This is a genomic window from Pseudonocardia hierapolitana, from assembly GCF_007994075.1.
In the GTDB taxonomy this organism is placed as follows: Bacteria; Actinomycetota; Actinomycetes; order Mycobacteriales; family Pseudonocardiaceae; genus Pseudonocardia; species Pseudonocardia hierapolitana.
Map to the genome: position 1 here is coordinate 6,086,224 of NZ_VIWU01000001.1, position 25,314 is coordinate 6,111,537.

Below are 25,314 nucleotides of genomic sequence, written 5' to 3' on the forward strand. Positions count from 1 at the left end.
CCCCGGCGCCTTCACGGGAACGCTCCCGTCGTGCCCGGTCTCCCTCAGCTGGTCGCGGCCGCTTTCGCGCGGCTCGCGCGGTGGCGGCGCGCCCCGGCCTTCCACCCCCGCGGGACGCTGTTCGACGGGCGCGTCGCGCTCACCGAACGCGAGTCCGCCACCGCCACCGCGCTCGGCGGCACCGGCGAGCGCCCCGCGCTCGTGCGGCTGTCGAAGGGAGTGGGCACGCCCGGGGCGCTCCCCGACCTCCTCGGCGTCGCCCTCCGGACTGAGGTGGGCGGGCACGTGCTCGACGTGCTGTTCACCAGTGGCCGCAGGCGGCTGCTGGTTCCGTCCACCGGGTGGGGACGGCGGCCGTACACCACGCTGCTGCCCTACACCGCGGCCGGCGCCCGGGTGGTGCTCGGCCTCGATCCCGAGGCGCCTGCGGCGGCGGCCGACCCGGCCGCCGCCACCCCGATGGCCTTCACCGTCACAGAACGCGAGCGCGGTGGCGCTCCGCGCCCGGTCGGGCGGCTCGTGCTGGTGGCGCCGCACACCGGCGATCCGGTGGCGTTCGACCCCGTGCTCAACGCCCACCCGCAGCTCCGCCCGGCCGCGCCGCTGCGCCGGCTGCGCGTGTGGGCCTACACCGGCTCGCGCCGGGGACGCGGCGCCGCCCGCGACGACCTGCACCGCAGGCCCCCCTCGGAGCCGTAGCGCCGGGCGGCGCTCGTCCCGCGTGAGGAGCACGACTGCGCGGAGGGGGACGCAGGACGTATCCTCCTCCCGACCCACGGGAGCCTCGCGATCCGAGGCTGAGAGGGCGGCAGGACCGGCCGCCGACCGTTCGCACCTGACCCGGTTAGTACCGGCGTAGGGAGGAACTGGTGAAACCCGTACGCGCACCCCGGATCCTGGCCGCCATCGGGGCGGTGCTGGCCCTGCTGCTGGCCGGCTGTGGCGGGGGGAGCGGGACCCCGACGATCCGCGTGGCCCTCGACTGGACGCCGAACACCAACCACACCGGCCTGTTCGTGGCCCAGCAGGAGGGCTGGTTCCGCGAGGCAGGCCTCGACGTGCAGTTCCTGCCGTACAACAACACCTCGCCGGACACGCTCGTGTCGTCCGGCGCGGCCGAGTTCGGCATCAGCTTCCAGGACTCGTTCACGTTCTCGAAGGCGGCGGGCGCCGACATCACGTCCGTGATGGCCGTGCTCCAGCACTGGGCCACGCAGATCGCGGTGCGGGCCGACCGCGCCGACATCACCTCGCCGCGCGACCTGGACGGCAAGACGTACGGCGGGTTCGGCGCCGCGTACGAGGAACCCAAGATGCGGGCCGTCATCCAGGACGCGGGCGGCACGGGCACGTTCCGCACGGTCGTGCTGGGAACGGCCGCGTACGAGGCGCTCTACGCGGGAGAGGTCGACTTCACCGAGCCGTTCGTCGCCTGGGAGGGCATCGAGGCGGAGCTGCGCGGGCAGCCGCTGAAGACGTTCTCCTACACCGACTACGGGTTTCCGGACGCCTACAACGTGCTGCTCATCGGCAACTCGCCGTGGCTCACCGCGCATCCCGACCTCGCGGCGAAGTTCGTGCAGGCGGCGCAGCGCGGATACCAGCTCGCTGCCGACGACCCGGACCGCGCGGCCCAGCTCCTCATCGACGCCAACCCCGGTGCGTTCGCCGAACCGGAGCTCGTGACGCGCAGCCAGCACATGCTCGCCGAGCGGTTCCTGCGCGACGAGAACGGCCGCGTCGGCACCCAGACGCCCGAGAAGTGGGCGGGGTACTCGGGGTGGGTGTTCGACTCCGGCGCCCTCACGGGCCCTGACGGGGCGCCGTTGACCCAACGCCCCGACTTCGCCACCTGGTTCAGCAATGACTACCTCGCATCGCCCGCCTGAGCCCGAGCTCGCCGTGCTCGATCGCAACCCCCGCCGGGTCGAGACGCCCGGCTCGCCGGGCGGAGACGCGGGACTCGCCCCGTCGAAACGCGGGACTCGCCGGGTCGAGGTGCGGGACTCGCGGGTGTGGGGGCGGGTGGCGCCGCCGCTGGTGCTCGTCGCGGCAGGTCTCGCCGGGTGGCAGTGGTACGTGACGGCCGCCGAGGTGCGGCCGCAGGTGCTGCCCTCGCCACTGCGAGTGCTGGAGCAGGGCTGGGCGTTCCGCGACCAGATCTGGGCGAACACGGTGCCGACGCTGCAGGTCACCGCGGTCGGGTTCGCGGTGTCGCTGGCGCTGGGCTGGGCGATCGCGATCGCGGTCGACTTCTCGCCGTGGCTGCGCCGGGCGCTCACCCCGCTCCTCGTCGCCTCCCAGACGCTGCCGATCATCGCGATCGCCCCGCTGCTGATCATCTGGTTCGGGTTCGGCATGTTCCCGAAGGTCGTGGTGATCGCCCTCGTCACGTTCTTCCCGATCACGGTCGGGCTCATCGAGGGGTTCGCGGCCACCGACCGCCAGGCCACCAACCTGCTGCGCAGCATGGGCGCCTCGCGCTGGCAGCAGTTCCGCTACGTGCGGCTGCCCGGCGCCATGCCCCGGTTCTTCACCGCGCTGCGCATCGGCATCACCTACGCCGTCACGGGGGCGATCTTCGCCGAGTACGTCGGCGCGACGGCCGGGCTGGGGATCTTCATGAGCCTGCAGAAGAACTCCTTCCGCACCGACCTCGTGCTCGCCGCCGTGCTGGTCACGGCCCTGCTGTCGGTGGCGCTGTTCCTGCTGACCTACGCCGTGGAGCGGCTCGTGATCCCCTGGTGGCACCGTGGCTGACAGCAAGCTCGTCCTGGACGGCCTGCACAAGGCCTTCCCCGGCCCGCTGCCCGTGCTGGACGGCGTCGAGTTCGACGTGGCGCCCGGCGAGTTCGTCTCGGTGATCGGGCCGAGCGGCTGCGGCAAGTCCACGCTGTTCAACGTGATCGCCGGGCTGGACCTCCCGGACGCGGGGCGCGTGCTCGTGGACGGCGTGGACGCCACCGGGCGCGTCGACCACGTGGCCTACATGCCGCAGCGCGACCTGCTGTTCCCGTGGCGCACGGTGCTGGACAACACGACGCTCGGCCTGGAGGTGGCCGGGATGTCGCGGCGGGCGGCGCGGGAGCGCGCCCGCCCGCTGTTCGCGCCGTTCGGCCTCGAGGGGTTCGAGTCGGCGCGCCCGCACGAGCTGTCGGGTGGGATGCGCCAGCGGGCCGCGCTGCTGCGCACCGTCGTGCAGGACCGGGCGGTGCTGCTGCTCGACGAGCCGTTCGGGGCACTGGACTCGCTCACCCGCACCGACATGCAGACCTGGCTCGAGGACGTCCGTGCCCACTTCGGCTGGACGGTCCTGCTGATCACCCACGACATCCGCGAGGCCGCGTTCCTGTCCGACCGGGTCATCGTGCTCGGGCCCCGGCCCACCCGGGTGCGGCGGGAGGTGGCGGTGGACCTGCCCCGTCCCCGTCAGGTGGAGCTGATCACCTCGACGCGGTTCGCGGAGGTCGAGTCGGAGCTGCTCGCGGCGTTGCGCGACGCTCCGTCCTGAACGATCTTCAGCAGCTCCTCGTGCAACGCGACGGTGTCGGGGTGGTTGGCCCCGAGCAACGCTGCCGAGTCGTCGACGGCCTGCCGGTACGCAGCCACGGCCTCGTCGCCGCGGCCGAGCGTGACCAGGCAGGCGGCGACGTTCGCCCGCAGGGCGATCGTGTGCTGGTGGCGGGCGCCGTGTGCCTGTTCCGAGTCGTGCAGCGTGACTTCCAGGAGGGTGATGGCCGCCATGACGTCGCCCGCCGCCGCGCGGGCGAGTGCCATGCCCATCCGGGAGACGAGGGTGTCGGGGTGGGTGGGCCCGAGGACCCGCCTGCGCTCCGCGGTGACGCGATCGGACAGCGTGATCGCCTCGTTCACGTCACCGACCAGGCGGTAGGCCGATGCCATGGCGTCGGCGGCCGTGAGCGTGCGGGGGTCGTCGTCGCCGAACACCCGCACCCGGTCGGCGAGGTTCACGGCCATCAGGTCCAGCCCGCGCCGCCAGTCGCCCGCGGCCACGCACGCCGCGGCGAGGTTGCCCGCGGTGACGAGCGTGTGCGGGTGATCGGCGCCGAGCGTGACGAGGCAGCCCTCGTGCGCGTCCGCGAAGCGGGCGATCGCATCGGAGGCACGGCCCACGGCGAAGTAGCTCACGCCGTCGGCGTTGCGCTCGGCGAGCGCGGCGACGTCCTCCGGGCCTCGCCGGCGGGCGGATCCGCGATCGCGTCCTTCGCGCGACCACCACGCCATTGCCGACCCCTTCCCCCGAACGGTGGAGCCAGACGGTACCGATAGCCGCTTCCGAGCCCGAAGCGGGTCCCCGCTCAGGCGGGTCGGTCGGCGGGGCGCAGGCGGGTGGACGCACGCACCACGAGTTCGGGGGCGAACACCACCTGCTGGTGCTCGTGGCTCTCCGGGGCTCGGGCCTCCTCGAGGAGCAGCTCGGCCGCGGTGCGGCCCAGCAGCTGCCGGGGCTGGCTCACCGACGTCAGCGGCACGGCGGCGGCCTCGGCGAACTCGATGTCGTCGTAGCCGACGATCGCGAGGTCGTCGGGCACCCGCAGCCCGAGGCGCACCATCTGCTGCAGCAGCCCGAGGGCGAGCAGGTCGTTGGCGCAGAACGCGGCGGTGGGGCGGCGCGCTGCCGGCAGACCCGCGATCCGCTCGCCCGCCCGGCGGCCCTCGGCGACGTTGAGCGCCGCGGTCTCCACGACGACCAGATCCGAGCCCGGCGCGCGGGAGATGGCCTTCTGGGCGCCCGTGATCCGGTCGGCGACCTGGCCGATCGCGCGCGGCCCTCCCACGAAGGCGATGCGCCGGTGGCCGGTCTCCAGCAGGTGCGTGACGGCCAGATCGCCGCCGAGCACGTCGTCGACGGCCACGGAGCAGCCGTCCGGCCCTGCGCCGCGGTCGACGATCACCACCGGGGTGCCGCGCCCCGCGAGCGCACTGATGCGCGGGTCGGACACGTCCACCGGTGTGATCAGCACGCCTTCCACCCGCTGCTGCTCGAGCAGGTCGAGGAAGCTCGACTGGCGGCTGCTGCTCTCGGCGCTGTTGCAGAGGAACAGCGCGAGCCCCGCGCCGTCGGCGGCCTCCTGCACGCCCTCGGCGACGTCGGTGAAGAACGGGTTGGACGTGTCCAGCACGACGTAGGCGAGCGTGCGGCTGCCCCCGCCGCGCAGCTGCCGGGCCGACTCGTTGCGCACGAACCCCAGCTCGGCGATCGCGGCCTGCACGCGCTGCCGGGTGCGCTCGCTGACCAGTTCGGGCCGGTTGAGGACGTTGGACACGGTGCCGAGCGAGACGCCGGCGCGCAGCGCCACGTCCTTCATGCTCGGGGCGCCCCGTGGGCTCGTCCCCGCCGTCACGACCGTTGCCTCCCGAGACCGCTCAAACGGGTGGAGTGTAGTGCTCCACAGGTCATCATCCCTCCGCAGCGCGGGTTGGCGCCGAGGGATGAGCGAACGGGTGAACCACTGGGCAGTGGTTCCCGGTGCCACCGCTCACCGGGAACTCCCGTGCCTGCGCAGCACGACCGGCCCCAACAGCCCGGTGCGCACCTGGCCCGCGTAGACCCCGGCCGTGGGGGAGGCGTCGTCGAGGTAGCCGGCCAGCGTGCCGCGCACGACCACCTCGATCTCGTTCTCGCCGGGGCGCAGGTGGTCGGTGAGCTCGGCGCGCCACGGTCCCCAGACCAGCCGGGCGGCGAGCGTGCCGTTCACCCGGACGTCGGCGGTGCCGCGGACCTCGCCGAGGTCGAGCACGCTGCGCCCGCCTGCGGGTGCGGTCACGGCGGTGCGGTAGGTGACCTGCCCGCCCAGTGCGCGCAGGCCCAGGTCCTCCCAGGGCACGAGCGGCACCTGGGCCTCGGTGACCTCCAGCTCGACGGGGCCGTCCAGCAGCGCGCCGCCGCGCCGGCCGTCGCGGGCGGCGACGCGGAGCAGCACGTGGGGGCCGTGGTGCGCGGGCAGCTGCACGATCCCGTCGACGGGGGTGATCTGCGTGCCGTCCACCTCCGCCACCACCGGCAGCGGCGTCGGCACCCGCAGGGCCACCGTGCCCGGCGGGACGCGCAGCCGCAGCCACTCGGTGCGCTCCGGGCCGGGCGCGACGTCCGGCACGACGGGCAGCACCACGTCGCCCCCGGCCGCGGCCGGGTCGAGCCACGCCGCCCCGGGCAGCGGGTGCGGACGCGTCCGCGCACACACGAACGCGGGGTCGAGCGGGTGGCGGCGGCGCAGCACCAGCGGCACCGGCGTGCCGTCGCGCCGGGCGGTCCAGCCGGGCCCGCTGGTGATGCCGAGGCCGGGGGAGTCGAGGGTGGCGGCGGTGGACTCGCCGCCCTGGTTGGTCACGCGCAGGACGAGCTCGTTGGCCCCGGCGCGCAGGTGCGGGCCGAGGTCGTAGGCGTGCACGCGGACCTCGCGGTGGTCGGGATAGGGCTGGAAGTCGCCCTGGCGTCCCACCTCGACGCCGTTCACGAGCACGCGGCACGCCCCGTCCGATCCGACGTGCACGACCGCGTCGGGCGGCACCGCATCGAGCGGCAGGCGCAGCACCAGGTCGGCCGACTCGCCCACCACCACCTCTCCGCCCGGGAGCATCCACTCCGGGCGCCGGTACGCCTCCGCATCGGTCACCACCGCGAACGCCGCGCGCAGCGGGCCGTCCCGCTCTGCCGTCAGCTCGATCTCCACGGCCACCGTGCGGCCGGCGGGCAGCGGGCTGAACGACAGGTGCCCCGCGCCGTCGACCGGTACCTCGACGCCGTCGACGAGCACGCGGCGGGGAGCCCCGGCTCCGACCGCGAGCTGCAGGCCGGGCCGGTCGGGAAGGGGCAGGTGGGTGCGCACGGCCACCCGCTCGCCCGCACGGACGTGGCGCCAGTCCAGGAACTCCTCCGGCACGTGGCCCTTCGGCCCGAGGGTCTCCGCGTGCGCGGGGTCGTCGCGGATCCCGCGCGAGAGAGACCACTCGGCGGGCTGCCACCCCGGTGCCGGGCCGTCGCCCCACGGCCCTCGTACCTGCGCGAACGGGCCGAACCCCGCGATGACGGGCCTCCACCCGGCCGATGGCGGTTCCCTGACGGGAGGAACGCGAGACTCGCCGTGCTCGGACGTCGGACTCGCCGGGGAGGAGGCGTGTTCCAGCCGCCAGGCCTCGATCGGCATGGTCCCGGGGCGGTCGGCGGCCGCCAGGTCGCCCCAGCGGTTGTCCAGGGTGGACTCGGGTAGCGCCCGCCACGGCCCCTCCACCGGGATCGTCTCCACGACCGGGCCGAGCGGCTCGGCGGTCGGTTCCGGCAGCTCGGGGCCGAGGACTACGAGGGCGACCGCGCCGTCGTCGAACGGCACGGCGAACTCCCAGCCCTCGTCCGCACCCGTCACCTCCAGCTCGGTGCGCCGGCCCGTGCCCGGCGACCAGCTCTGCGCCCGCGGCCGCTCGATCCCGGTGACGCGTACCCGCGCGACCCGGTCGCCGGGCGGGCGGAAGCGGTAGCCGGTGCCGCGGAGCGCGTCGTTGTAGCCCTGCCAGGTGAAGCCGCTCTCCAGCCACGACCCGTGCAGGTCGAGGATCGGCGCCTCGGTGCCGGTGTGCTCGTCGTGGGCGGTGAGCGCGAGGACGTGGGCGTTCCCGTGCCGGCGCAACAGGAAGGGGGCGTCGGCGTCCACCTGGACCGGGCCGCGGTGCACGGCGGCCGGAACCTCCCGCGCGCTCGGGAGGACCGTGATCGTCCCGTCCGCGACGGCGGCCGCGAACCGCTCGCCGACCCCCGGGTCACCGCCGAGGAAGAGGTCCGGCGCGCGCTCGACGCAGAGCACCCGCCCGCCCGCGGCCGCGAACTCCAGTAGCCGCCCCGCGGCTTCGCCGTGCAGGGCGGACACCGCGGGCAGCACGACGGTGCGGAAGGTCTCGCCGCCGACCCGCAGCCCCGCCGGACCGACCGTCGCCTGCGCGAGGGTGGACTCGTCGAGCGCATCGTGGTCGATCCCGGCGCGCTCCAGGACGCCGCGCCGCTCGGAGAGCCACGAGTTCACGCCGTTCAGCTCGCGGAACACCCGGTTGACGCGCTCGGCGTCGGGGAGCGGGCCGGCGAGCGTGACGTGGGCCTGTGCGGTGGTGGTGGGGGAGAGCAGCAGCACGTCGGCGACGTGCGCACCGGCGGTGAGCACCGAGCAGAGCCGGGCCACCGCGGTGGCGAACACCGGGTAGGACGGCCAGTACGGCTGGCGCCAGCACGTGGACGGCGGCGCCCACTCCCACCAGCCGCCCACCGTCGAGTAGTAGACGGCGTGCGGGTCGTACAGGGTGGCGCCGCGGCGCAGGAACGCCGAGAGCCAGTCGTAGGTCTCCTCCAGGGTGCCGCCCCAGCCGGAGGAGTGGAACGCCTCGATCCAGGTGCGGTCGTGCCCGTTCGCGTGGGCGAGCGAGCTGTGGACCTTGGCGTCGCCCCAGTGGTCGCTGCCGGGGGCGCCGTAGCCGCGGTGCAGGCCGAGGTAGTCGCCGTAGGTGTGCACGCCGCCGACCGGGTCGCCTTCGCGGGCCGGGGAGGCCTGGTCGAAGCCGCACACGAGACCGCGTTCGGCGAACCAGGCGTCGTGCTGGTCGAAGAAGCCGCGGCGGGCGAGCGCGGCGCGGTGGGCGTGGTAGTCGCGGCGCACCCGGGCGGCCTCGGGCGAGGTGTCCGGCTCCCAGAGCGCCCACAGCCGGGGGAGCAGGTCGTAGCCGTGCTCCTCGGCGAAGGTGGCCGCGAAGTCGCGGCCCCATGTCGGCATCGGGGGCAGCTCGTCCTGGAAGAACCCGCCGATGGAGCGGTGTTCAATCGCCTCCGCTTCGCTCCGGCGTGCTCGCGGGCCCGGGGAGACGCCGTCCTGCTCCTCCGGTGCTCGGTCGCTCGTTCCTCGCTCCCTGCGCGCCTCCCCCGCAGGACGGCGTCGGCCCGCTCGCGCGAACCGGTGCCCGACGGCCTTCTCCATGGTCCCGTGGACCTGGTCCAGCAGCGCGGCGCAGGCGGGTGCGGAGAAGTAGTCGAATCCGCTCGTGCCCGCGTGGACGAGCGAGAGCCGGGCCGGCCGGCCCGTCCAGCGCGCGGTGCCGCCGTCCAGGGGGACGGCGACCCGCTCGCCGGACTCCGCCACGGCGTAGGCGGCGAGCGGCTCGTGCCCGGCAGGCGCGGTGACGGACACGTCCGTGCCCTCGCGCTCGGTCCGGAACAGCGCCTGCCCGGCGAACCCGGGCTCGGCCGCGATGAGCCGGCCCTGGAAGTTCGCGCCGGAGAACCCGATCTGGTCGTAGAGCCAGAGCGTGAAGCCGAGCTCCTCGGCGTCGGCGCAGGCGGCGTCGAAGAGCTCCAGCCACTCGGGAGAGAGGAACGGCGGGTCGTCGGCCACCGAGCCGAACATCGGACCGGTCGGCGCCAGGCAGAGCACCACGGCCTGCCGGACGCCGCCCGCCACCAGCTGCTCCATCTGCCAGCGCAGCCGCTCCCGGGTGACCCTCGCCCCGCTCCACCACCAGATCGGCAGGGGACCGTACTGCGGGCCGGGGTCGGTGAACCGGGCGAGCAGGTCCTCGACCCCGGCCGTCATGCCGCGGCCCGCTCGGCCTCGATCTGCTCGAGCGACTTGCCGACGGTGTCGGGCATCCAGAAGAACCCGATGATCCCGCTGATCAGCAGGAACACGGTGAGCAGCAGCGCGACCGGGCCGATCTCCACCGCGGCCAGCACCGGGACAAAGAACGACCAGATGCCCAGCAGCGTGCGGGCCACGCCGAACGTGAAGCCCTGCGCGGTGCCGCGCAGCATCGTCGGGAACAGCTCCTGGCTGAACACCTTGTACGTCGGCTCACCGGCCAGCGAGGCGCCGATGCCGAACAGCACGATGTTGGCGATCACGACCGGCACCGTGAACGGCAGCACGAGGTAGATCGCGTACGCGGCGACCTGGAACAGAGCGCCGATGCCCCACATCATCCGCCGGGTGCGGAAGCTGCGGTCGTTGTAGCGCATGAACACGAAGACGGTCGAGAAGATCGTGATGATGAACCCGGCGCAGGACAGCGCGACGCCGGCCGCCTGCGTGCCCGCCCCGAGCGTCTCGACGACGTACGGCGTGAAGATGCCGGCCGTGCCCGCTGCGAGGCCCCAGAAGGTGTAGATCGAGGCCGTCCAGGCGAGCGCGCGCAGGTTGGCGCCGCGGAAGAGCGCGCTCACCTGCTCGCCGGCCGAGCGCGCTCGGCCCGCGGCGGCGGTCCAGCGCGCCGACTCGACCATGCCGCGACGCAGCGCCCACGTCACGAGCGCCACGATCGCCAGGTGGATGAACACGATCCGCGTGCCCAGCAGGCCGATCGGGCTCAGCACCAGCGCGAGCACCAGCACGACCACCGGGCCGAGGCTCCACGCCACCTGCGTGAGCCCGATGAGCCGCCCGCGGCCCTTGGCGGGCGCGAACTCGCCCACCAGCGCGAGCGACGTGGGCACGTCCGCGCCCACCGCGACACCGACGATGAACGTGCCGGCGAACAGCATCACCGGGTCCACCGCGAACGCGATCAGCAGGATGCCCAGCGCGTAGACCAGGAGGTCCCACTTGTAGATGCGCTTGCGGCCGAGCTTGTCGCCGAGCCGCCCGCCGATGAACGCGCCGATCGCGCATCCGATGGCGTTCGGCCCGATCGCCGCGAGCGCCCCGACCCCGAAGCTGGACAGACCCAGCTCGGCCTGGAACAGCGTGAGCCCGGCACCCAGCGCCACGATCGAACCGGCGTCCAGGTAGGAGGCCATCGCGGCGAGTACGGACCACTTCCACTGCTGCTTGCTGATCGTGCTCTCGTCCCCGCCGGGTTCGACCCCCACGGCATCGGGTGCGGCCATGACCTCTCCTCGTCCTCGTCGACGGCTTCGCACACGCAGTACCGGCTCTACCGCCGCCGGTTGAAACGTATTAAGCGGGGAGGCTAGCGGCGGGAGGGACGCGCAACAAGCCCGAATCATAACGATCGAGGCTGGGAACATCCCAGTTTCGTTCGCGATCGAGAGGGTCGGATCGCGCCGTGGTGGCTGGCTCCGGGTTCGCGTCGATCGGCCGGAGCGCTGGGACGACGTGCGGTGTGCTCGTCCTCGTCGCCCCGCGTGGGCGGCGAGAGCTGGGGATGCCCGGGCGCCCGTTGACGCCCCGGACCGCGTCTCCTAGAGTGGATTGAAAGGTTTCATTCCGTCGCCACCGTCGTCGTATGGGGGACCGAGCGCCGATGCGCTACTGCTTCCTGCTCCAGGTGCGGCCCGACCGCCTGGACGAGTACAAGGAGCGCCACCGGCAGGTCTGGCCGGAGATGCTCGCGGCGCTGCGCGACACCGGCTGGCGGAACTACTCGCTGCACGTCCGCGAGGACGGGCTGCTCGTGGGGTACGTCGAGTGTGACGACCTGGCCGCCGCACAGCGCGCCATGGCCGCGACCGACGTGAACACCCGCTGGCAGGCCGAGATGGCTCAGTACTTCACCGGCCTCGACGGCCGGGCCCCGGACGAGGGGTTCCTCGTCCTCGAGGAGGTCTTCCACCTGGAGGACCAGCTGTCCCGAACGGAGAACCAACGGTGAGTGACGTCCGGGCCGCCCTGCGGCAGCAGCGCATCGAGACCCCGTCGTGGGCCTACGCCAACTCCGGCACGCGGTTCAAGGTGTTCGCCCAGGCCGGGGTGCCCCGCAACCCGGAGGAGAAGATCGCCGACGCGGGCGTCGTGCACCGGCTCACCGGGGTGGCTCCCACGGTGGCGCTGCACATCCCTTGGGACAAGGTGGACGACTACGCGGCGCTCGCCAAGTACGCGGCCGACCAGGGCGTCGGGATCGGGGCGATCAACGCCAACGTCTTCCAGGACGACGACTACAAGCTCGGGTCTGTCACCAACCCGGACCCGGCCGTGCGCCGCAAGGCCACCGACCACCTGCTCGAGTGCGTCGACATCATGGACGCCACCGGCAGCCGCGACCTCAAGCTCTGGTTCTCCGACGGCACCAACTACCCCGGCCAGGACTCGATCCGCGCCCGCCAGGACCGGCTCGCCGAGGCGCTGAGCGAGGTGTACGACCGGCTCGGCGACCACCAGCGGATGCTGCTGGAGTACAAGCTCTTCGAGCCCGCCTTCTACACCACGGACGTGCCGGACTGGGGCACCTCGTACGCCCACTGCATCGAGCTGGGCCCGAAGGCCACGGTGTGCATCGACACCGGCCACCACGCCCCGGGCACGAACATCGAGTTCATCGTGGCGTTCCTGCTGCGGGCCGGGCGGCTGGGCGCGTTCGACTTCAACTCGCGCTTCTACGCCGACGACGACCTCATGGTCGGGGCGGCCGACCCGTTCCAGCTGTTCCGGATCATGCACGAGATCGTCTCGGCGGACGCGCTCGGCGAGGACGCCGGCATCGCGTTCATGCTGGACCAGTGCCACAACATCGAGCCCAAGATCCCGGCGATCATCCGTTCCGTGATGAACGTCCAGGAGGCCACCGCCAAGGCGCTCCTGGTGGACGCCGATGCGCTCGCCACCGCGCAGCGGGCCGGTGACGTGCTCGGCGCCAACGCGGCGCTGATGGACGCCTACAACACCGACGTGCGCCCGCTGCTGCGCGAGGTCCGCGAGGAGATGGGCCTCGACCCCGACCCGATGGCCGCGTACGCCCGGTCCGGCTACGCCGAGAAGATCGTGGCGGAGCGGGTGGGCGGCGAGCAGGCAGGCTGGGGCGCGTAGGCCTGGCCCGGTTGCAGCAAGGTGGCCATGCTGCAACCAGGCTGCGTGAAGGTGGCCATGCTGCAACCGCCGAGACCCCGGAAGGGATCATGACCAACCCCACCGTCCACGAGCTGATCGAGCGGAGCAACCGGCTCGGGGCCGATCCGACCACCACCAACTACGCGGGCGGCAACACATCCGCGAAGGGCTCGGAGACCGACCCGGTCACCGGGCAGCCGGTCGACCTGATCTGGGTGAAGGGCTCCGGCGGCGACCTCGGCACGCTCACCGAGAAGGGCCTCGCCGTGCTGCGGCTGGACCGGATGCGGGCGCTCGTCGACGTCTACCCGGGCGTGGAGCGCGAGGACGAGATGGTCGCCGCGTTCGACTTCTGCCTGCACGGCAAGGGCGGCGCCGCCCCGTCGATCGACACGGCCATGCACGGGCTCGTCGAGGCCGACCACGTCGACCACCTGCACCCCGATGCCGGCATCGCGATCGCCACCGCCGCCGACGGGGAGGCGCTCACCAAGGAGATCTTCGGCGAGCGGGTGCTGTGGGTGCCGTGGCGGCGGCCCGGGTTCCAGCTGGGCCTCGACATCGCCGCGGTGAAGGCGGCCAACCCGCAGGCGATCGGCGTGATCCTCGGCGGACACGGCATCACGGCCTGGGGTGCCACCAGCGAGGAGTGCGAGCGCAACTCGCTCGACATCATCCGCACCGCCCAGGCCTACATCGACTCCCGGGGTGCGGCGGAGCCGTTCGGCCCGCTGCGTCCCGGTTTCGAACCCCTGCCCGAGGACGAGCGGCGGGCCCGGGCGGCGGCGCTTGCGCCCGTGATCCGTGGGCTCGCCTCCACCGACCGGCGCCAGGTCGGGCACTTCACCGACTCGGACGTGGTGCTGGACTTCCTGTCCCGCGAGAAGCTCGCGCCGCTCGCGGCGCTGGGCACGAGCTGCCCCGACCACTTCCTGCGCACGAAGGTCGCGCCGCTGGTGCTCGACCGGCCGGCCACCGCCCCGCTGGACGAGGTGATCGCCCGGCTGAAGGAGCTGCACGCCGCCTACCGCGAGGACTACCGCGCCTACTACGAGCGGCACGCCGGCCCGGACAGCCCCGCGATGCGCGGAGCCGACCCGGCGATCGTGCTGGTGCCCGGCGTCGGCATGTTCAGCTTCGGCGCCAACAAGCAGACCGCGCGCGTGGCGGGTGAGTTCTACGTCAACGCGATCAACGTGATGCGCGGCGCCGAGGCGATCTCCACGTACGCGCCGATCCCGGAGTCGGAGAAGTTCCGCATCGAGTACTGGGCCCTCGAGGAGGCCAAGCTCCAGCGGATGCCCAAGCCCAAGCCACTGGCCACCCGGATCGCGTTCGTCACCGGCGGCGGGTCCGGCATCGGCAAGGCCATCGCCCATCGGCTGGCGGCCGAGGGTGCCTGCGTCGTCGTCGCCGACCGGGACGGCGACGCCGCCGCGGCCGTGGCCGCCGAGCTGGGCTCGACCGACGTGGCGGTGCCGGTCACCGTCGACGTCACCGACAGCGAGGCGGTCGCCGCTGCCGTCGACGCCGCGGCGCTGGCGTTCGGCGGGGTCGACCTCGTGGTCAACAACGCCGGTCTGTCGATCTCCAAGCCGCTGCTGGAGACCACCGAGGCCGACTGGGACGTCCAGCACGACGTCATGGCGAAGGGCTCGTTCCTCGTGTCCCGGGCCGCGGCGAAGGCCATGATCGCTCAGGGGATGGGCGGCGACATCGTCTACATCTCCAGCAAGAACGGCGTGTTCGCCGGCCCGAACAACGTGGCGTACGGCGCAGCGAAGGCCGACCAGGCCCACCAGGTGCGGCTGCTCGCCGCGGAGCTCGGCGAGCACGGCATCAAGGTCAACGGCGTCAACCCGGACGGCGTCGTGCGCGGCTCGGGGATCTTCGCAGGCGGCTGGGGTGCGCAGCGCGCCGCCGTCTACGGCGTGCCGGAGGAGGAGCTGGGCAAGTTCTACGCCCAGCGCACCCTGCTGAAGCGCGAGGTCCTGCCCGAGCACGTCGCGGCGGCGGTCTTCGCGCTCACCGGCGGCGACCTGACCCACACGACGGGCCTGCACATCCCGGTCGACGCCGGGGTGGCGGCGGCCTTCCTGCGCTAGCAGCCCGAGAAGGAGGAACGATGACGTCCCTGCTCGAGAGCCCGGCCGCGCTGCAGCGCGTGACGCCGCGCCGCACCACCGTCGGGCTGGTCGCCGGCGGGCTGGGCGCCTACTGGCCGCAGTTCCCCGACCTGCTCCCGCAGCTGCAGAGCTCGGCGGCCCGCGTGTCGCAGCGGCTGAGCCAGGTCGGCGACATCGACGTGGTGGACGTCGGGTTCATCTCCGACGCCCCGGAGGGGGCCGTCGCGGCGGAGAAGCTGCGTTCCGCGGGCTGCGACCTGATCGTCGGGTTCCTGACGACGTACATGACGGCGTCGATGCTGCTGCCGGTGGCGCAGCGCAGCGGCGCGCCGGTGCTGCTGATCAACCTGCAGCCCACCGAGAAGATGGACCACGAGACCTTCGACACCGGGGCCTGGCTCGCCTACTGCGGCGCCTGCCCGCTGCCGGAGATGGCCAACGCGTTCGAGCGCGCGGGCGTCGAGTTCCGGTCGGTGTCGGGCTACCTCGAGGACGAGCGCGCGTGGGCGCGGATCGAGCGCTGGGTGAAGGCGGCAGGCGTGCGCGGGGCGCTGCGGCACGGCCGGCACGGGCTGATGGGCCACCTCTACCCCGGGATGCTCGACGTCTCCACCGACCTGACCTCGGTGTCGACGCAGCTCGGCGGGCACGTCGAGGTGCTGGAGTTCGACGACCTGCGGGTCCGGGTCGAGGACGTCACCGATGCGCAGGTGCGCGAGCGCGTGGAGCTGGCCGATGAGGTGTTCGAGCTCGACGACACCGTCAACCCGGACGACCTCGCCTGGGGCGCGCGCGTCTCGGTGGGGCTGGACCGGCTCGTCGACGACTTCGCGCTCGACTCGCTCGCCTACTACCACCGCGGCCTGAACGGCGAGCAGCACGAGAAGCTCGGCGCAGGCATGATCCTCGGCGCCTCGCTGCTCACGGCCCGCGGCATCCCCGCTGCGGGGGAGTACGAGCTGCGCAACTCGATCGCCATGCTCGTGATGGACCGGCTCGGTGCCGGCGGGTCGTTCACCGAGCTGCAGGCGCTCAACTTCGTCGACGACGTGGTGGAGATGGGCCACGACGGTCCCGCACACCTCGCGATCAGCTCCCGCAGGCCGCTGCTGCGCGGCCTGGGCGTCTACCACGGCAAGCGCGGGTGGGGCGTGTCCGTCGAGTTCGACGTGAAGCAGGGCCCGGTCACCACGTTCGGGATCGGGCAGCGCCGCGACGGCCGCTACGTGATGGTCGCCTCGGAGGGCACGGTCGTGCCGGGCCCGCTGCTGAGGATCGGCAACACCACCTCCCGGGTCGACTTCGGCTGCGATCCCGGCGAGTGGACCGACGCCTGGAGCGCCTCCGGCGTCGACCACCACTGGGCCCTCGGCACCGGGCACCGCGCCGCCGAGCTGAAGGCCGTGGCCGAGCTGCTCGGGCTCGAGTTCGTGCAGGTCCGGGTATGAGGGCTCGTTCCGTCCGGGTTGGGGCGGTCGACCTCGGGGCGTCCAGCGGACGCGTGATGGCCGCCGAGGTCGGCGCCGACCGGCTGGAGCTCACCGAGGTCGCACGGTTCCCCAACGGCCCGGTTCGGCTGCGCGACACGCTGCACTGGGACGTGCTCGCGCTGTACCGGGGCGTGCTGGACGGGCTGCGGGCGGCAGGCCCGGAGCTGGACGCGGTGGGCATCGACTCGTGGGGCGTCGACTACGGCTTGCTCGACGCCACCGGCGCGCTGCTGGGCAACCCGGTGCACCACCGCGACTCCCGCACCGACGGCGTGGCCGAGCGGGTGAACGGGATCATCCCGCCCGCCGACCTGTACTCGGCCACGGGCGTGCAGGTGATGCCGATCAACACGATCTACCAGCTGGTGGCAGCGCTCGGCACCCCGCAGCTCGAGGCGGCGAAGGACCTGCTCCTGCTGCCCGACCTGCTCGCCTACTGGCTCACCGGCACCCGCCGCGCCGAGGTGACCAACGCGTCCACAACCGGGCTGCTCGACGTCACGGCCCGGTCCTGGTCGGACGACGTGGCGCGGCGCGTCGGCGTCGACCCGCGCCTGTTCGCGCCGCTGATCGAGGCGGGGGAGCGGATCGGCGAGCTCTCGCCGCACGTGCTCGCCGACACCGGCCTCGCCGGCCCCGTGCCGGTGATCGCGGTCGGCTCCCACGACACGGCGTCCGCCGTGGTGGGTGTGCCGGCCGAGGGAGAGCGGTTCGCGTTCATCTCCTGCGGCACGTGGTCGCTGGTCGGGGTGGAGCTGCCCGCGCCGGTGCTCACCGGGGCGAGCCGCGCCGCGAACTTCTCCAACGAGCTGGGCGTCGACGGAACGGTCCGCTACCTGCGCAACGTGATGGGGCTGTGGCTGCTGCAGGAGTGCCTGCGCGCGTGGCCCGACGCCGACCTGCTGCCGTTGCTGGACGAGGCTGCGCGGGCCCGGCCGTTCGGTGCTGTGATCGATGCCTTCGATCCGGCCTTCCTCGCCCCCGGCGGAATGCCCGAGCGCATCGTCGACACCTGCCGCAGGCTGGGGCAGGACCCGCCCGCCGACCGGGGTGGGATCGTCCGCTGCGTGCTGGAGAGCCTCGCCCTCGCCCACCGGCGCACGGTCCGCCAGGCGGTGGAGCTGTCCGGGCGGGAGGTGGACGTCGTGCACGTCGTGGGAGGCGGGGCGCGCAACGCCCTGCTCTGCCAGCTCACGGCCGACGCGTGCGGCCTGCCCGTCGTCGCCGGGCCGGTGGAGGCCACCGCGCTGGGCAACGTCCTGGTGCAGGCCCGCGCGCTGGGCGCGCTGCACGGCGACCTCGCGGCGCTGCGCGCCCTGCTGCGGGCCACCCAGCCGCTCACCCGCTACGAGCCGCGGGGTGACGAGCGCGCCTGGGCCGAGGCCGAGCGGCGGGTGCTGCGGGAGCACGCCCCTGCCTGACGCCCTCGGCGCACACCGACTTCGGCGCTCACATCCCGACCGCGGTCGATGTGCGTGCACCGCAGTCGGTGCGTGACCTCGCGGCCGTAGCGTGGCGGCGTGCGTCCTGATCTCCGCATCGAGCCCGTCCCGTTCGACCACCCCGATGCCGTGGCGCTGCGCGCGGCCCAACGGGCCGAGCTCACCGCTCGCTACGGCACTCCGGACAGCGAGCCCGGCCCCGCCCCGACGGCCGCCGACACGACGGTGTTCCTGCTCGCCCGCGACGCAGGCGGCGACGCGGTCGGTTGTGGCGCGCTCCGGGCGCTGGGGGGCGGGGTCGGCGAGGTGAAGCGCATGTACGTGGTGCCCGCGCGACGGCGTACCGGGGTGGCCGGCGTCGTGCTCGCGGCCCTCGAGGCGGAGGCCGGGCGGCGTGGCTGGACCGTCCTGAAGCTGGAGACGGGCACCGAGCAGCCCGACGCGATGGCCTTCTACGAGCGGCACGGCTACCGCCGGATCCCGAACTTCGGCCATTACGCGGCATCGGAGCTCTCGGTCTGCTACGAGCGCGCGCTCGTCCCGGACGCGATGAACGCCGCAGCGATCCCACTGCCGTGGAGCCGGTTAGGCCGGCCCGCGCGCCGTTCTCCAGGGGCCGGCCCGGCGGCCGGCCACGCGCACGGTCCGCGCAAGGCCGGACCAGCGCTCCCCGCCGGAGGTTCCGCAGAACTCGCATGACAACTGTCAGGGGCGGTCCTTACCGTTCCTTGACGTGGATACCGGTAAAGGGCGCTCCGGGCTCGTGGACGTCACCGTCACCTACGGCGGCGAGCCCGCCCTGCGGGGCGTCACGCTGCTGGCCGAGGCCGGTGAGGTGCTCGCGGTCGTCGGCCCCTCGGGGAGCGGCAAGACCACGGCCCTGCGCGCCCTCGCCGGGCTCCAGGCGGTGCGCGGCGGGCGGGTGCTGGTCGCGGGTCGCGATGTCTCGGAAGTCCCGGTTTCGCAGCGCGACGTCTCGATGGTCTTCCGTTCCACAACGCTCGTGCCGTTCCTCGACGTGGCCGCCAACCTCGCGCGATCGGCCGGTGCGTTCGGCGTGCCCGAGCCGGAGGCCGCGCAGCGGGTCGCCTCCCGCAGCAAGCTGCTCGGGCTGGTCCGCCTGCTGCCCCGGTTGCCCGGCACCCTGTCCGCCGGGGAGTCCGGGCTCACCGGGATCGGACGCACGCTCGTGCGCACACCGCGGGCGTTCCTGTTCGACGAGCCGCTCGCCCACCTCGACGCCGCCGAGCGCGCCCGCACGCGCCGCACCATCGTCGACGCCGTCCACAGGGCCGGTGCCGGGGCGCTCTACGTCACCCACGACCAGGCCGAGGCCATGGCGGTCGGCGACCGCCTCGCCGTGCTGCACGAGGGCCGCGTCCGGCAGGTCGACCGGCCCCGCCGGGTGTACGAGGCACCGGCCGACACGTTCGTCGCCGAGTTCGTCGGCGGGGCCGGGACGGCTCTGCTCCCGGCCCGGTTGGTGACCTCCGGTGGAGCGGCGGGCTTCCGGGTCGGCGAGCGCACCATCCCGCTGTGGGGGCCGGTGCCCGACGCGCTGGCGTCCCGGATCGACGCGCCGGTCCTGCTGGGGTTGCGCGCCGAGGACGTCGCGGAGGCCGGTCCCGACGCCGACCCCGCCTCGGTGGCGCTGCCGGTGTCGGTGCGCAGCGTCGAGCAACCGGGCCGGGACGCCGTGGTGAGCGCCGAGGTCGGGCTACCGGGGGAGGCCGACGGCGCGCGGCTGTTCGCCCGCATCCCCGGCGGCACGTCCCTGCGGAAGGGGGCGCGCGCCCGGCTGCTCCTGGACGCCCGGCGCGCCCACGTCTTCGACCCGGCCACGGGCAAGGCTCTCCTCCACCCGAACTAGACGAGCGATCCCGAACTCGACGTGTCCATGCATCGAGTTCGTTCCGCGGAACGGCCGCACCGCCCGCCAACCGGCTGGACGCGGTCCCGTTGATCCGCCGTATCGGCACCCGCGTGCGTACTACTGGAGCCTAGGGCAGGCCGTCCAGCAGCTTGTCGAGCGTGATCGGCAGGTCGCGCACCCGCACACCCGTGGCGTGGTGCACCGCGTTCGACACCGCCGCCGCGGTGCCGACGATCCCGATCTCGCCGATGCCCTTCGCGCCCATCGGGTTGACGTGCGGGTCCGGCCGGTCGAGCCAGTACACCTGCACGTCGCCGACGTCGGCGTCCACCGCGACGTGGTACTCGGCGAGGTCGTGGTTCACGACGTGGCCGAACCGCGGGTCGAGCACGCTCTCCTCCTCGAGCGCCATCGACAGCCCCATCGTCATGCCGCCGATGAACTGGGAGCGCGCGGTGCGGGGGTTGACGATCCGGCCGGCGTCGAACACGCCGAGCATCCTCGGCACCCGGATCTCGCCCGTGTCGGCGTGCACGCGGGCCTCGACGAACTGCGCGCCGAACGCGAACATCGCGTACTCCTCGGTCTCCGGGTTCGGCCCGGTGGCGCCGTCCATCTCGTCGCCGTCGTCGGGTTCGGTGCCGAACTTCTCCCGGAACGCCCGCGCGGTCGCCACCAGCGCCGACCCCCAGCTGGACGTGCCCGACGAGCCGCCCGCCACCGACGCGGCCGGGTGGTCGGTGTCGCCGATCAGCACGTCGACGTCCTCGCCGGGCACGCCGAGGGCGTCCGCCGTGATCTGCGCCAGCACGGTCCACGCGCCGGTGCCGAGGTCCGCGGCCCCGATCCGCGCGACGTAGCGGCCGGCATCGAACCTGATCACGGCGCTGGACGGCTGGCGCATCGCCGGGTAGATCGACGACGCCACGCCGGTGCCGACCAGCCAGTCGCCCTCCCGCCGGACGCCGGGGCGCGGATCGCGGCCGGCCCACCCGAACCGTTCCGCGCCCCGACGCAGGCACTCGACCAGGCCGCGGCTGGAGAACGGCTTGCCCGAGTCCGGGTCGACGCCGGGTTCGTTGCGGATCCGCAGCTCGACCGGGTCGATGCCCAGTTCGGCGGCGAGCTCGTCCATCGCGACCTCGGGCGCGAACATTCCAGGGCACTCGCCCGGAGCTCGCATCCAGGACGGCACCGGCACGTCCAGCGCCGCGAGCCGGTGGGTGGTGCGCCGGTTGGGCGCCGCGTACACGTGCCGGGTCGGCACCGCGGTCTGCTCGGCGAACTCCTTGATCCGGGAGGTCTGCTCGACCACGTCGTGGGCGATCGCGGTGAGGTGTCCCTCCCTGTCGGCGCCCAGCTGGACGCGCTGGATCGTGGGCGTGCGGTAGCCGGCGAGGGCGAACATCTGCTGGCGGGTGAGCGCGAGCTTGACCGCCCGCCCCGGCACGGCCCGCGCGGCCAGCGCCGCGAGTACGACGTGGGCGTGCGGGGTGCCCTTGGACCCGAAGCCGCCGCCCACGTACGGGCAGATCACCCGGACCCGCTCCTCGTCGAGTCCGAAGACCTTGCAGACGGCGGTTCGGTCCGGGTGCACGCCCTGGGTGGAGTCCCAGAGCGTCAGCGCCGTCCCGTCCCACAGGGCCGTCGTCGCGTGCGGTTCGAGCGGGTTGTTGTGGTACATCGCGGTCGTGTACGTCTGCCGCACGGTCGCGGGCGCGTCGGCCAGCGCGGCATCGACATCACCCTCGCCGGTGTCGGTGGGGAAGGCCGGGTTCACCTTCTCCGGGGCGTAGAGGTCGTCGCGGTCGGCGGCGAGCGCGACGTCGTGCGCCGCCTCGTCGTACTCGACGCGCACCAGGTCGGCGGCCCGGCGGGCGCTCTCGGAGGTCTCGGCCACCACCGCCCCGACGAACTGGCCGCGGAAGGAGACCTCGTCGCCCTGCAGCACGGCCAGCTCGGCGTCCTCGGTGGAGGCGAGCCGCTCGGCGGTGGCCGGGGTGAGCACGGCCAGCACGCCCTCGAGCGCATCGGCCGCCGCGGTGTCGATGCGGGTCACGCGGCCGCGTGCGATCGTCGCCTGCACGGGGTGGCAGTACGTCGGGTTCGGCACCGGCGTCTCGTAGGCGTAGACGGCGATGCCGCGGACCTTGTCGGCGCCGTCGCGGCGGACGGTGTCCCGCCCGATGGCACGGGGCTCCAGCAGCTCGGTCATGGCTCAGGCCTCCGCGGTGGCGAGCTCGCGCAGCACCGCCACGAGCGTGCGCGTGAGCAGCGGGATCTTGAACCCGTTGCCGCCGTCGATCCCGTGCTGCGGGCGGGCGTCGGCCAGCTCGGCCTCGGCCGCGGCCTGGTAGCTGCGCTCCTCCGCGACGGTCCCGCGCAGCACCTCCTCTGCGCGCCACGCCCGCCACGGCGTGTGGGCCACTCCGCCGAACGCGATCCGGCAGTCGCGGACGACCCCGCCCGCCACCTCCAGCGCCGCGGCCACCGAGACCAGCGCGAACGCGTACGAGGCGCGGTCGCGCACCTTCCGGTACCGGGAGCGGCGGGCCATCGGCAGCGGTGGCAGGTCGATCGCGGTGATCAGCTCGCCGTGCGCGAGGACGGTGTCCTGCTCGGGGTGGTCCTGCGGGAGCCGGTGCAGGTCGACGAACGGGATCGTGCGCTCACCTTCGACGCCGAGCACGTTCACCTGCGCGTCCAGCGCGGCGAGGGCCACCGCCATGTCGGAGGGGTGGGTCGCGATGCAGTGCTCGGAGGCGCCGAGCACCGCGTGCCCGCGCGTGGCACCACCGATCGCCGAGCACCCCGAACCCGGCTCGCGTTTGTTGCACGGCCTGGTGACGTCCTGGAAGTAGACGCAGCGGGTGCGCTGCAGCGGGTTGCCGCCGGTGGTCGCCATGTTGCGCAGCTGGCCGGACGCCCCGGCGAGCAGCGCCTGCGCGAGCGCCGGGTACCGCTCGCGGACGCGGTGGTCGGCGGCCAGGTCGCTGTTGCGGACACCGGCTCCGACCCGCAGGCCGCCGCCGTCGAGATCGATGATCTCGGCGGAGGTGAGCGCGGTGACGTCGACCAGCAGGTCGGGCTCGATGACGCCGAGCTTCAGGTGGTCGACCAGGTTCGTGCCGCCCGCGAGGAACGCCGCGTCCGGGTCGGCGCTCACAGCCCGCACGGCAGCGGCCGCGTCGGCCGGGGATCGGTAGGTGAACGGTTTCACCGGCCCGCTCCCGCCGCCGTGACGGCCTCGACGATGCCGACGTACGCGCCGCACCGGCAGAGGTTGCCGCTCATCCGCTCCGCCACCTCGTCGTGGTCCAGGCGCGGCTGCGCCCCGCCCGGCGTCACCGCGCTGGCCCACCCGGCCGCGAGCTCGTCGAGCACGCCGACGGCGGAGCAGACCTGTCCCGGCGTGCAGTAGCCGCACTGGAAGCCGTCGTGGTCGAGGAACGCCTGCTGCACCGGGTGCAGCTCGCCGTCCGGGGCGAGCCCGTCGGCCGTGGTCACCTCGCGGCCGTCGTGCGCCACGGCGAGCGCGAGGCAGGAGAGCACGCGCCTGCCGTCGAGCAGCACGGTGCACGCCCCGCACTGCCCGTGGTCGCAGCCCTTCTTCGGGCTCGTCACCCCCAGCCGCTCGCGGAGCGCGTCGAGCAGCGTCGTGCGGGTGTCGACGGTGACCGGCCGCGGTACGCCGTCGACGTGGAGGGTGATGTCGGCGTCCATACCGGGGCTGTTCCCGCCACCGGCGCGGTCATGCCCCGCGGTCGCGGGGGACCGGCGGGAAGCTGTCGTCGGGCAGGGGATCACCCGGCTCCAGGCCGAGCGGATCGGTGCAGACGTGCCGGCGTCCGTTGTAGTGGAGCTCGCGGTCGACGTAGATGTTCACGTGGGCGAGCCGGAACTCGTCGGTGTCGTTGGCGTTCGCGGTGTGCGGCGTGTAGCCGTTGTGGAAGGTGACGTCGCCGGCCCGCAGCGGGATCGTCACCCGCGGCTGGTAGGCGAGATCGGGAGCGGCGTCGAAGAGGTCGTGGGCATCGGAGATGTCCGTGGCCCGGATGTCGCGGCGCTCCTGCTGCCCGGGGATGAAGGTCATGCAGCCGCGCTCCACCGGGACGTCGACGAGCGCGACCCATGCCGAGAGCGAATGCCGGCTGTCGGCGTGCGGCCAGTACGGCGCGTCCTGGTGGAACTCGGTCGGGGTCCCGTTGTGCGGCGGCTTGATCAACAGCTGGTCGTGCCAGATCCGCAGCGGGACACCGGCCAGCCGGGTGGCCAGCTCGGCCAGCCCGCGGTGCAGGGTCAGCTCGCGCAGGACCTCGTCACGCCGCCAGATGTTGACGACCTGCTTGAACATCGGATTGTCGGGATGGAGGCCCTGCTCGCGGTCGAAGACCGATCGGGCGGCGTTCCGGTACCGCTCGACCTCCTCGGGCCGCAGCACGCCGGGGACGTGGACGAATCCGTCCGAGCGGTACCGGGCGACGATCTCTTCCGGCAGCACCGGGCCCGCCTGCTGATCCGTGGACTCCGTGGTCCGAGCAGCTGTTGTCATGCCTGCATCGTCGGCGCGTCGCCGTCGTGGGGGCTAGGACGGTGCTGGTCTCTGGCCAGCACGATCCTGCTGACCTAGACGAGTAAGTCCTAACGGCGGGGTGGCCCGTAGACGTGGCAGGAGGGCGTTCAAGATCAGTTTGTGACGACCGACCTGAACACCCTCCTGACCGCACTGTACGTCAAGATCGACGACTACCTGGGCCGCCGTACCCGTCCGGGTAGACCACCCAAGCTCTCGGATGCCGAGCTGCTCACTCTGGCCGTGGCACAGGTGTTGCTCGGGGTGCGCTCGGAGGCCCGCTGGCTGCGGTTCGTCCCCCGTGCGCTGCCCGGCGCGTTCCCCTACCTGCCCGGGCAATCCGGCTACAACAAGCGCCTCCGTGGCGCGTTGTCACTTATCAAGCGGCTGATCCGGGTGTTGGCCACCGACACCGACCTGTGGGACGACCCGGTGTGGATCGTCGACTCGACCCCGGTCGAGTGCGCCCGCTCCCGCCCCACCGTGCGCCGCTCGAACCTGGCCGGGTGGGCCGGCTACAGCTACTGCGCCTCGCACTCGCGGTTCTTCTGGGGCCTGCGCCTACACCTGGTGTGCACCCCGGCCGGGCTGCCGATCACCTGGGCGCTGGCCGACCCGAAACTCGACGAACGGCAGGTGCTGATGGCCGTGCTCGACCACGACCCCACCCTCACCGCCACCCGGCTCGGGCTGACGATCATCGCCGACAAGGGATACGCCTCCGCCGAGCTCGACCGCTACCTGGCCGAACGCGGCGCGACGCTGCTGCGCCCCTCGTACCGCAACCGCGCCCCCCGCCCCGGAGAACACCTACTCAAACCGATTCGGCAGCTCATCGAGTCGGTCAACGACACCCTCAAGGGCCAGCTCGACCTCGAACTGCATGGCGGGCGCAGCATCGATGGCGTCGGCGCCAGGATCGGCCAGCGCCTGCTCGCCCTGACCGCGGCGATCTGGCACAACCGCGCCACCGGCCAGCCCATCACCCGATCCCTGATCGCTTACGACCACTGATCAATTCGGACTTACTCGTC

20 protein-coding genes and 1 riboswitch are annotated in these 25,314 nt (G+C 73.4%); of the genes, 12 read left to right on the forward strand and 8 right to left on the reverse strand.

The features are described from left to right. Window positions 1-30 precede the first annotated feature (30 nt). The 4 genes from FHX44_RS29045 (at window position 31) to FHX44_RS29060 (ending at window position 3,511) form a co-directional block, all read left to right on the forward strand. Window positions 31-699 (forward strand): phosphodiesterase, encoded by a 669-nt coding sequence (locus FHX44_RS29045; protein WP_147258698.1) that lies wholly within the window; start codon window positions 31-33, stop codon window positions 697-699. A gap of 66 nt (window positions 700-765) precedes the next feature. Further along, window positions 766-879, forward strand: a riboswitch (TPP riboswitch). Further along, the gene (locus FHX44_RS29050; RefSeq protein ID WP_246170648.1) at window positions 870-1,889 is read left to right on the forward strand and encodes an ABC transporter substrate-binding protein; all 1,020 of its coding nucleotides are present in this window, start codon (window positions 870-872) and stop codon (window positions 1,887-1,889) included. It overlaps the preceding riboswitch by 10 nt. Continuing rightward, the gene (locus tag FHX44_RS29055) at window positions 1,864-2,760 is read left to right on the forward strand and encodes an ABC transporter permease (protein ID WP_147258700.1); all 897 of its coding nucleotides are present in this window, start codon (window positions 1,864-1,866) and stop codon (window positions 2,758-2,760) included. The genes FHX44_RS29050 and FHX44_RS29055 overlap by 26 nt, the downstream gene beginning before the upstream one ends. Next, window positions 2,753-3,511, forward strand: coding sequence for an ABC transporter ATP-binding protein (locus FHX44_RS29060; RefSeq protein ID WP_147258701.1), 759 nt, complete (start codon window positions 2,753-2,755; stop codon window positions 3,509-3,511). The genes FHX44_RS29055 and FHX44_RS29060 overlap by 8 nt, the downstream gene beginning before the upstream one ends. On the opposite strand, the gene FHX44_RS29065 is transcribed toward FHX44_RS29060, so the two are convergent. The 4 genes from FHX44_RS29065 to FHX44_RS29080 form a co-directional block, all read right to left on the reverse strand. After that, entirely contained in the window at window positions 3,430-4,245 is an 816-nt protein-coding gene (locus FHX44_RS29065) for a tetratricopeptide repeat protein (protein WP_147258702.1), read from the reverse strand. The genes FHX44_RS29060 and FHX44_RS29065 overlap by 82 nt on opposite strands. Window positions 4,246-4,319: 74 nt before the next feature. Further along, window positions 4,320-5,330, reverse strand: a complete 1,011-nt coding sequence (locus tag FHX44_RS29070) for a LacI family DNA-binding transcriptional regulator (RefSeq protein ID WP_147261553.1) — start codon at window positions 5,328-5,330, stop codon at window positions 4,320-4,322. 171 nt (window positions 5,331-5,501) lie between these two features. Next, on the reverse strand, window positions 5,502-9,587 hold the full coding sequence (locus FHX44_RS43440) for a hypothetical protein (protein WP_246170649.1): 4,086 nt from the start codon (window positions 9,585-9,587) through the stop codon (window positions 5,502-5,504). Then, a complete protein-coding gene (locus FHX44_RS29080; protein WP_246170650.1) occupies window positions 9,584-10,876 on the reverse strand; it encodes an MFS transporter in 1,293 nt (430 codons plus the stop codon). The genes FHX44_RS43440 and FHX44_RS29080 overlap by 4 nt, the downstream gene beginning before the upstream one ends. Window positions 10,877-11,235: 359 nt before the next feature. Between FHX44_RS29080 and FHX44_RS29085 the strand changes: the two genes are divergently transcribed. The 7 genes from FHX44_RS29085 to FHX44_RS29115 all read left to right on the forward strand — a co-directional run bounded on the left by FHX44_RS29085 (window position 11,236) and on the right by FHX44_RS29115 (window position 19,704). After that, complete coding sequence (locus FHX44_RS29085) at window positions 11,236-11,601, forward strand: L-rhamnose mutarotase (protein ID WP_212612695.1); 366 nt, start codon at window positions 11,236-11,238, stop codon at window positions 11,599-11,601. Further along, window positions 11,598-12,755 carry an L-rhamnose isomerase gene (gene rhaI, locus FHX44_RS29090; protein ID WP_147258703.1) on the forward strand — a complete coding sequence of 386 codons (1,158 nt, stop codon included), beginning with the start codon at window positions 11,598-11,600 and terminating at the stop codon, window positions 12,753-12,755. The genes FHX44_RS29085 and rhaI overlap by 4 nt, the downstream gene beginning before the upstream one ends. 89 nt (window positions 12,756-12,844) lie before the next feature. After that, window positions 12,845-14,881, forward strand: a complete 2,037-nt coding sequence (locus FHX44_RS29095) for a bifunctional aldolase/short-chain dehydrogenase (protein ID WP_147258704.1) — start codon at window positions 12,845-12,847, stop codon at window positions 14,879-14,881. A gap of 20 nt (window positions 14,882-14,901) precedes the next feature. Further along, window positions 14,902-16,350 (forward strand): L-fucose/L-arabinose isomerase family protein, encoded by a 1,449-nt coding sequence (locus FHX44_RS29100; protein ID WP_147258705.1) that lies wholly within the window; start codon window positions 14,902-14,904, stop codon window positions 16,348-16,350. Continuing rightward, the gene (locus FHX44_RS29105; protein WP_147258706.1) at window positions 16,347-17,813 is read left to right on the forward strand and encodes a rhamnulokinase; all 1,467 of its coding nucleotides are present in this window, start codon (window positions 16,347-16,349) and stop codon (window positions 17,811-17,813) included. Before FHX44_RS29100 ends, FHX44_RS29105 begins: the two co-directional genes overlap by 4 nt. A gap of 99 nt (window positions 17,814-17,912) precedes the next feature. Beyond that, window positions 17,913-18,533, forward strand: a complete 621-nt coding sequence (locus FHX44_RS29110) for a GNAT family N-acetyltransferase (protein WP_147258707.1) — start codon at window positions 17,913-17,915, stop codon at window positions 18,531-18,533. 34 nt (window positions 18,534-18,567) lie between these two features. After that, window positions 18,568-19,704 carry an ABC transporter ATP-binding protein gene (locus FHX44_RS29115; RefSeq protein WP_147258708.1) on the forward strand — a complete coding sequence of 379 codons (1,137 nt, stop codon included), beginning with the start codon at window positions 18,568-18,570 and terminating at the stop codon, window positions 19,702-19,704. A gap of 130 nt (window positions 19,705-19,834) precedes the next feature. Here FHX44_RS29115 and FHX44_RS29120 read toward each other — a convergent pair whose 3' ends face one another. The 4 genes from FHX44_RS29120 to FHX44_RS29135 are packed head-to-tail and all read right to left on the reverse strand — an operon-like array spanning window position 19,835 to window position 24,259. Next, window positions 19,835-21,922: a xanthine dehydrogenase family protein molybdopterin-binding subunit gene (locus tag FHX44_RS29120; protein ID WP_147258709.1), complete on the reverse strand. Its 2,088-nt coding sequence runs from the start codon at window positions 21,920-21,922 to the stop codon at window positions 19,835-19,837. A 3-nt stretch (window positions 21,923-21,925) separates the two neighbouring features. Then, window positions 21,926-22,927 (reverse strand): FAD binding domain-containing protein, encoded by a 1,002-nt coding sequence (locus tag FHX44_RS29125; protein ID WP_147258710.1) that lies wholly within the window; start codon window positions 22,925-22,927, stop codon window positions 21,926-21,928. Next, window positions 22,924-23,430 (reverse strand): (2Fe-2S)-binding protein, encoded by a 507-nt coding sequence (locus FHX44_RS29130; RefSeq protein ID WP_147258711.1) that lies wholly within the window; start codon window positions 23,428-23,430, stop codon window positions 22,924-22,926. The genes FHX44_RS29125 and FHX44_RS29130 overlap by 4 nt, the downstream gene beginning before the upstream one ends. Before the next feature lie 28 nt (window positions 23,431-23,458). After that, complete coding sequence (locus FHX44_RS29135; protein WP_147258712.1) at window positions 23,459-24,259, reverse strand: phytanoyl-CoA dioxygenase family protein; 801 nt, start codon at window positions 24,257-24,259, stop codon at window positions 23,459-23,461. 141 nt (window positions 24,260-24,400) lie between these two features. Here FHX44_RS29135 and FHX44_RS29140 point away from each other — a divergent pair, with 141 nt between their 5' ends. Further along, the gene (locus tag FHX44_RS29140) at window positions 24,401-25,294 is read left to right on the forward strand and encodes an IS982 family transposase (protein WP_147254063.1); all 894 of its coding nucleotides are present in this window, start codon (window positions 24,401-24,403) and stop codon (window positions 25,292-25,294) included. Window positions 25,295-25,314: the final 20 nt, after the last annotated feature.

Excerpts from the sequence above, each read along its gene's own strand:
- FHX44_RS29055 (WP_147258700.1), top strand. The coding sequence starts at position 1,864 with ATGACTACCTCGCATCGCCCGCCTGAGCCCGAGCTCGCCGTGCTCGAT.
- FHX44_RS29065 (WP_147258702.1), bottom strand. The coding sequence starts at position 4,245 with ATGGCGTGGTGGTCGCGCGAAGGACGCGATCGCGGATCCGCCCGCCGG.
- FHX44_RS29070 (WP_147261553.1), bottom strand. The coding sequence starts at position 5,330 with ATGAAGGACGTGGCGCTGCGCGCCGGCGTCTCGCTCGGCACCGTGTCC.
- FHX44_RS43440 (WP_246170649.1), bottom strand. The coding sequence starts at position 9,587 with ATGACGGCCGGGGTCGAGGACCTGCTCGCCCGGTTCACCGACCCCGGC.
- FHX44_RS29080 (WP_246170650.1), bottom strand. The coding sequence starts at position 10,876 with ATGGCCGCACCCGATGCCGTGGGGGTCGAACCCGGCGGGGACGAGAGC.
- FHX44_RS29085 (WP_212612695.1), top strand. The coding sequence starts at position 11,236 with ATGGGGGACCGAGCGCCGATGCGCTACTGCTTCCTGCTCCAGGTGCGG.
- FHX44_RS29095 (WP_147258704.1), top strand. The coding sequence starts at position 12,845 with ATGACCAACCCCACCGTCCACGAGCTGATCGAGCGGAGCAACCGGCTC.
- FHX44_RS29100 (WP_147258705.1), top strand. The coding sequence starts at position 14,902 with ATGACGTCCCTGCTCGAGAGCCCGGCCGCGCTGCAGCGCGTGACGCCG.
- FHX44_RS29105 (WP_147258706.1), top strand. The coding sequence starts at position 16,347 with ATGAGGGCTCGTTCCGTCCGGGTTGGGGCGGTCGACCTCGGGGCGTCC.
- FHX44_RS29120 (WP_147258709.1), bottom strand. The coding sequence starts at position 21,922 with ATGACCGAGCTGCTGGAGCCCCGTGCCATCGGGCGGGACACCGTCCGC.
- FHX44_RS29130 (WP_147258711.1), bottom strand. The coding sequence starts at position 23,430 with ATGGACGCCGACATCACCCTCCACGTCGACGGCGTACCGCGGCCGGTC.
- FHX44_RS29135 (WP_147258712.1), bottom strand. The coding sequence starts at position 24,259 with ATGACAACAGCTGCTCGGACCACGGAGTCCACGGATCAGCAGGCGGGC.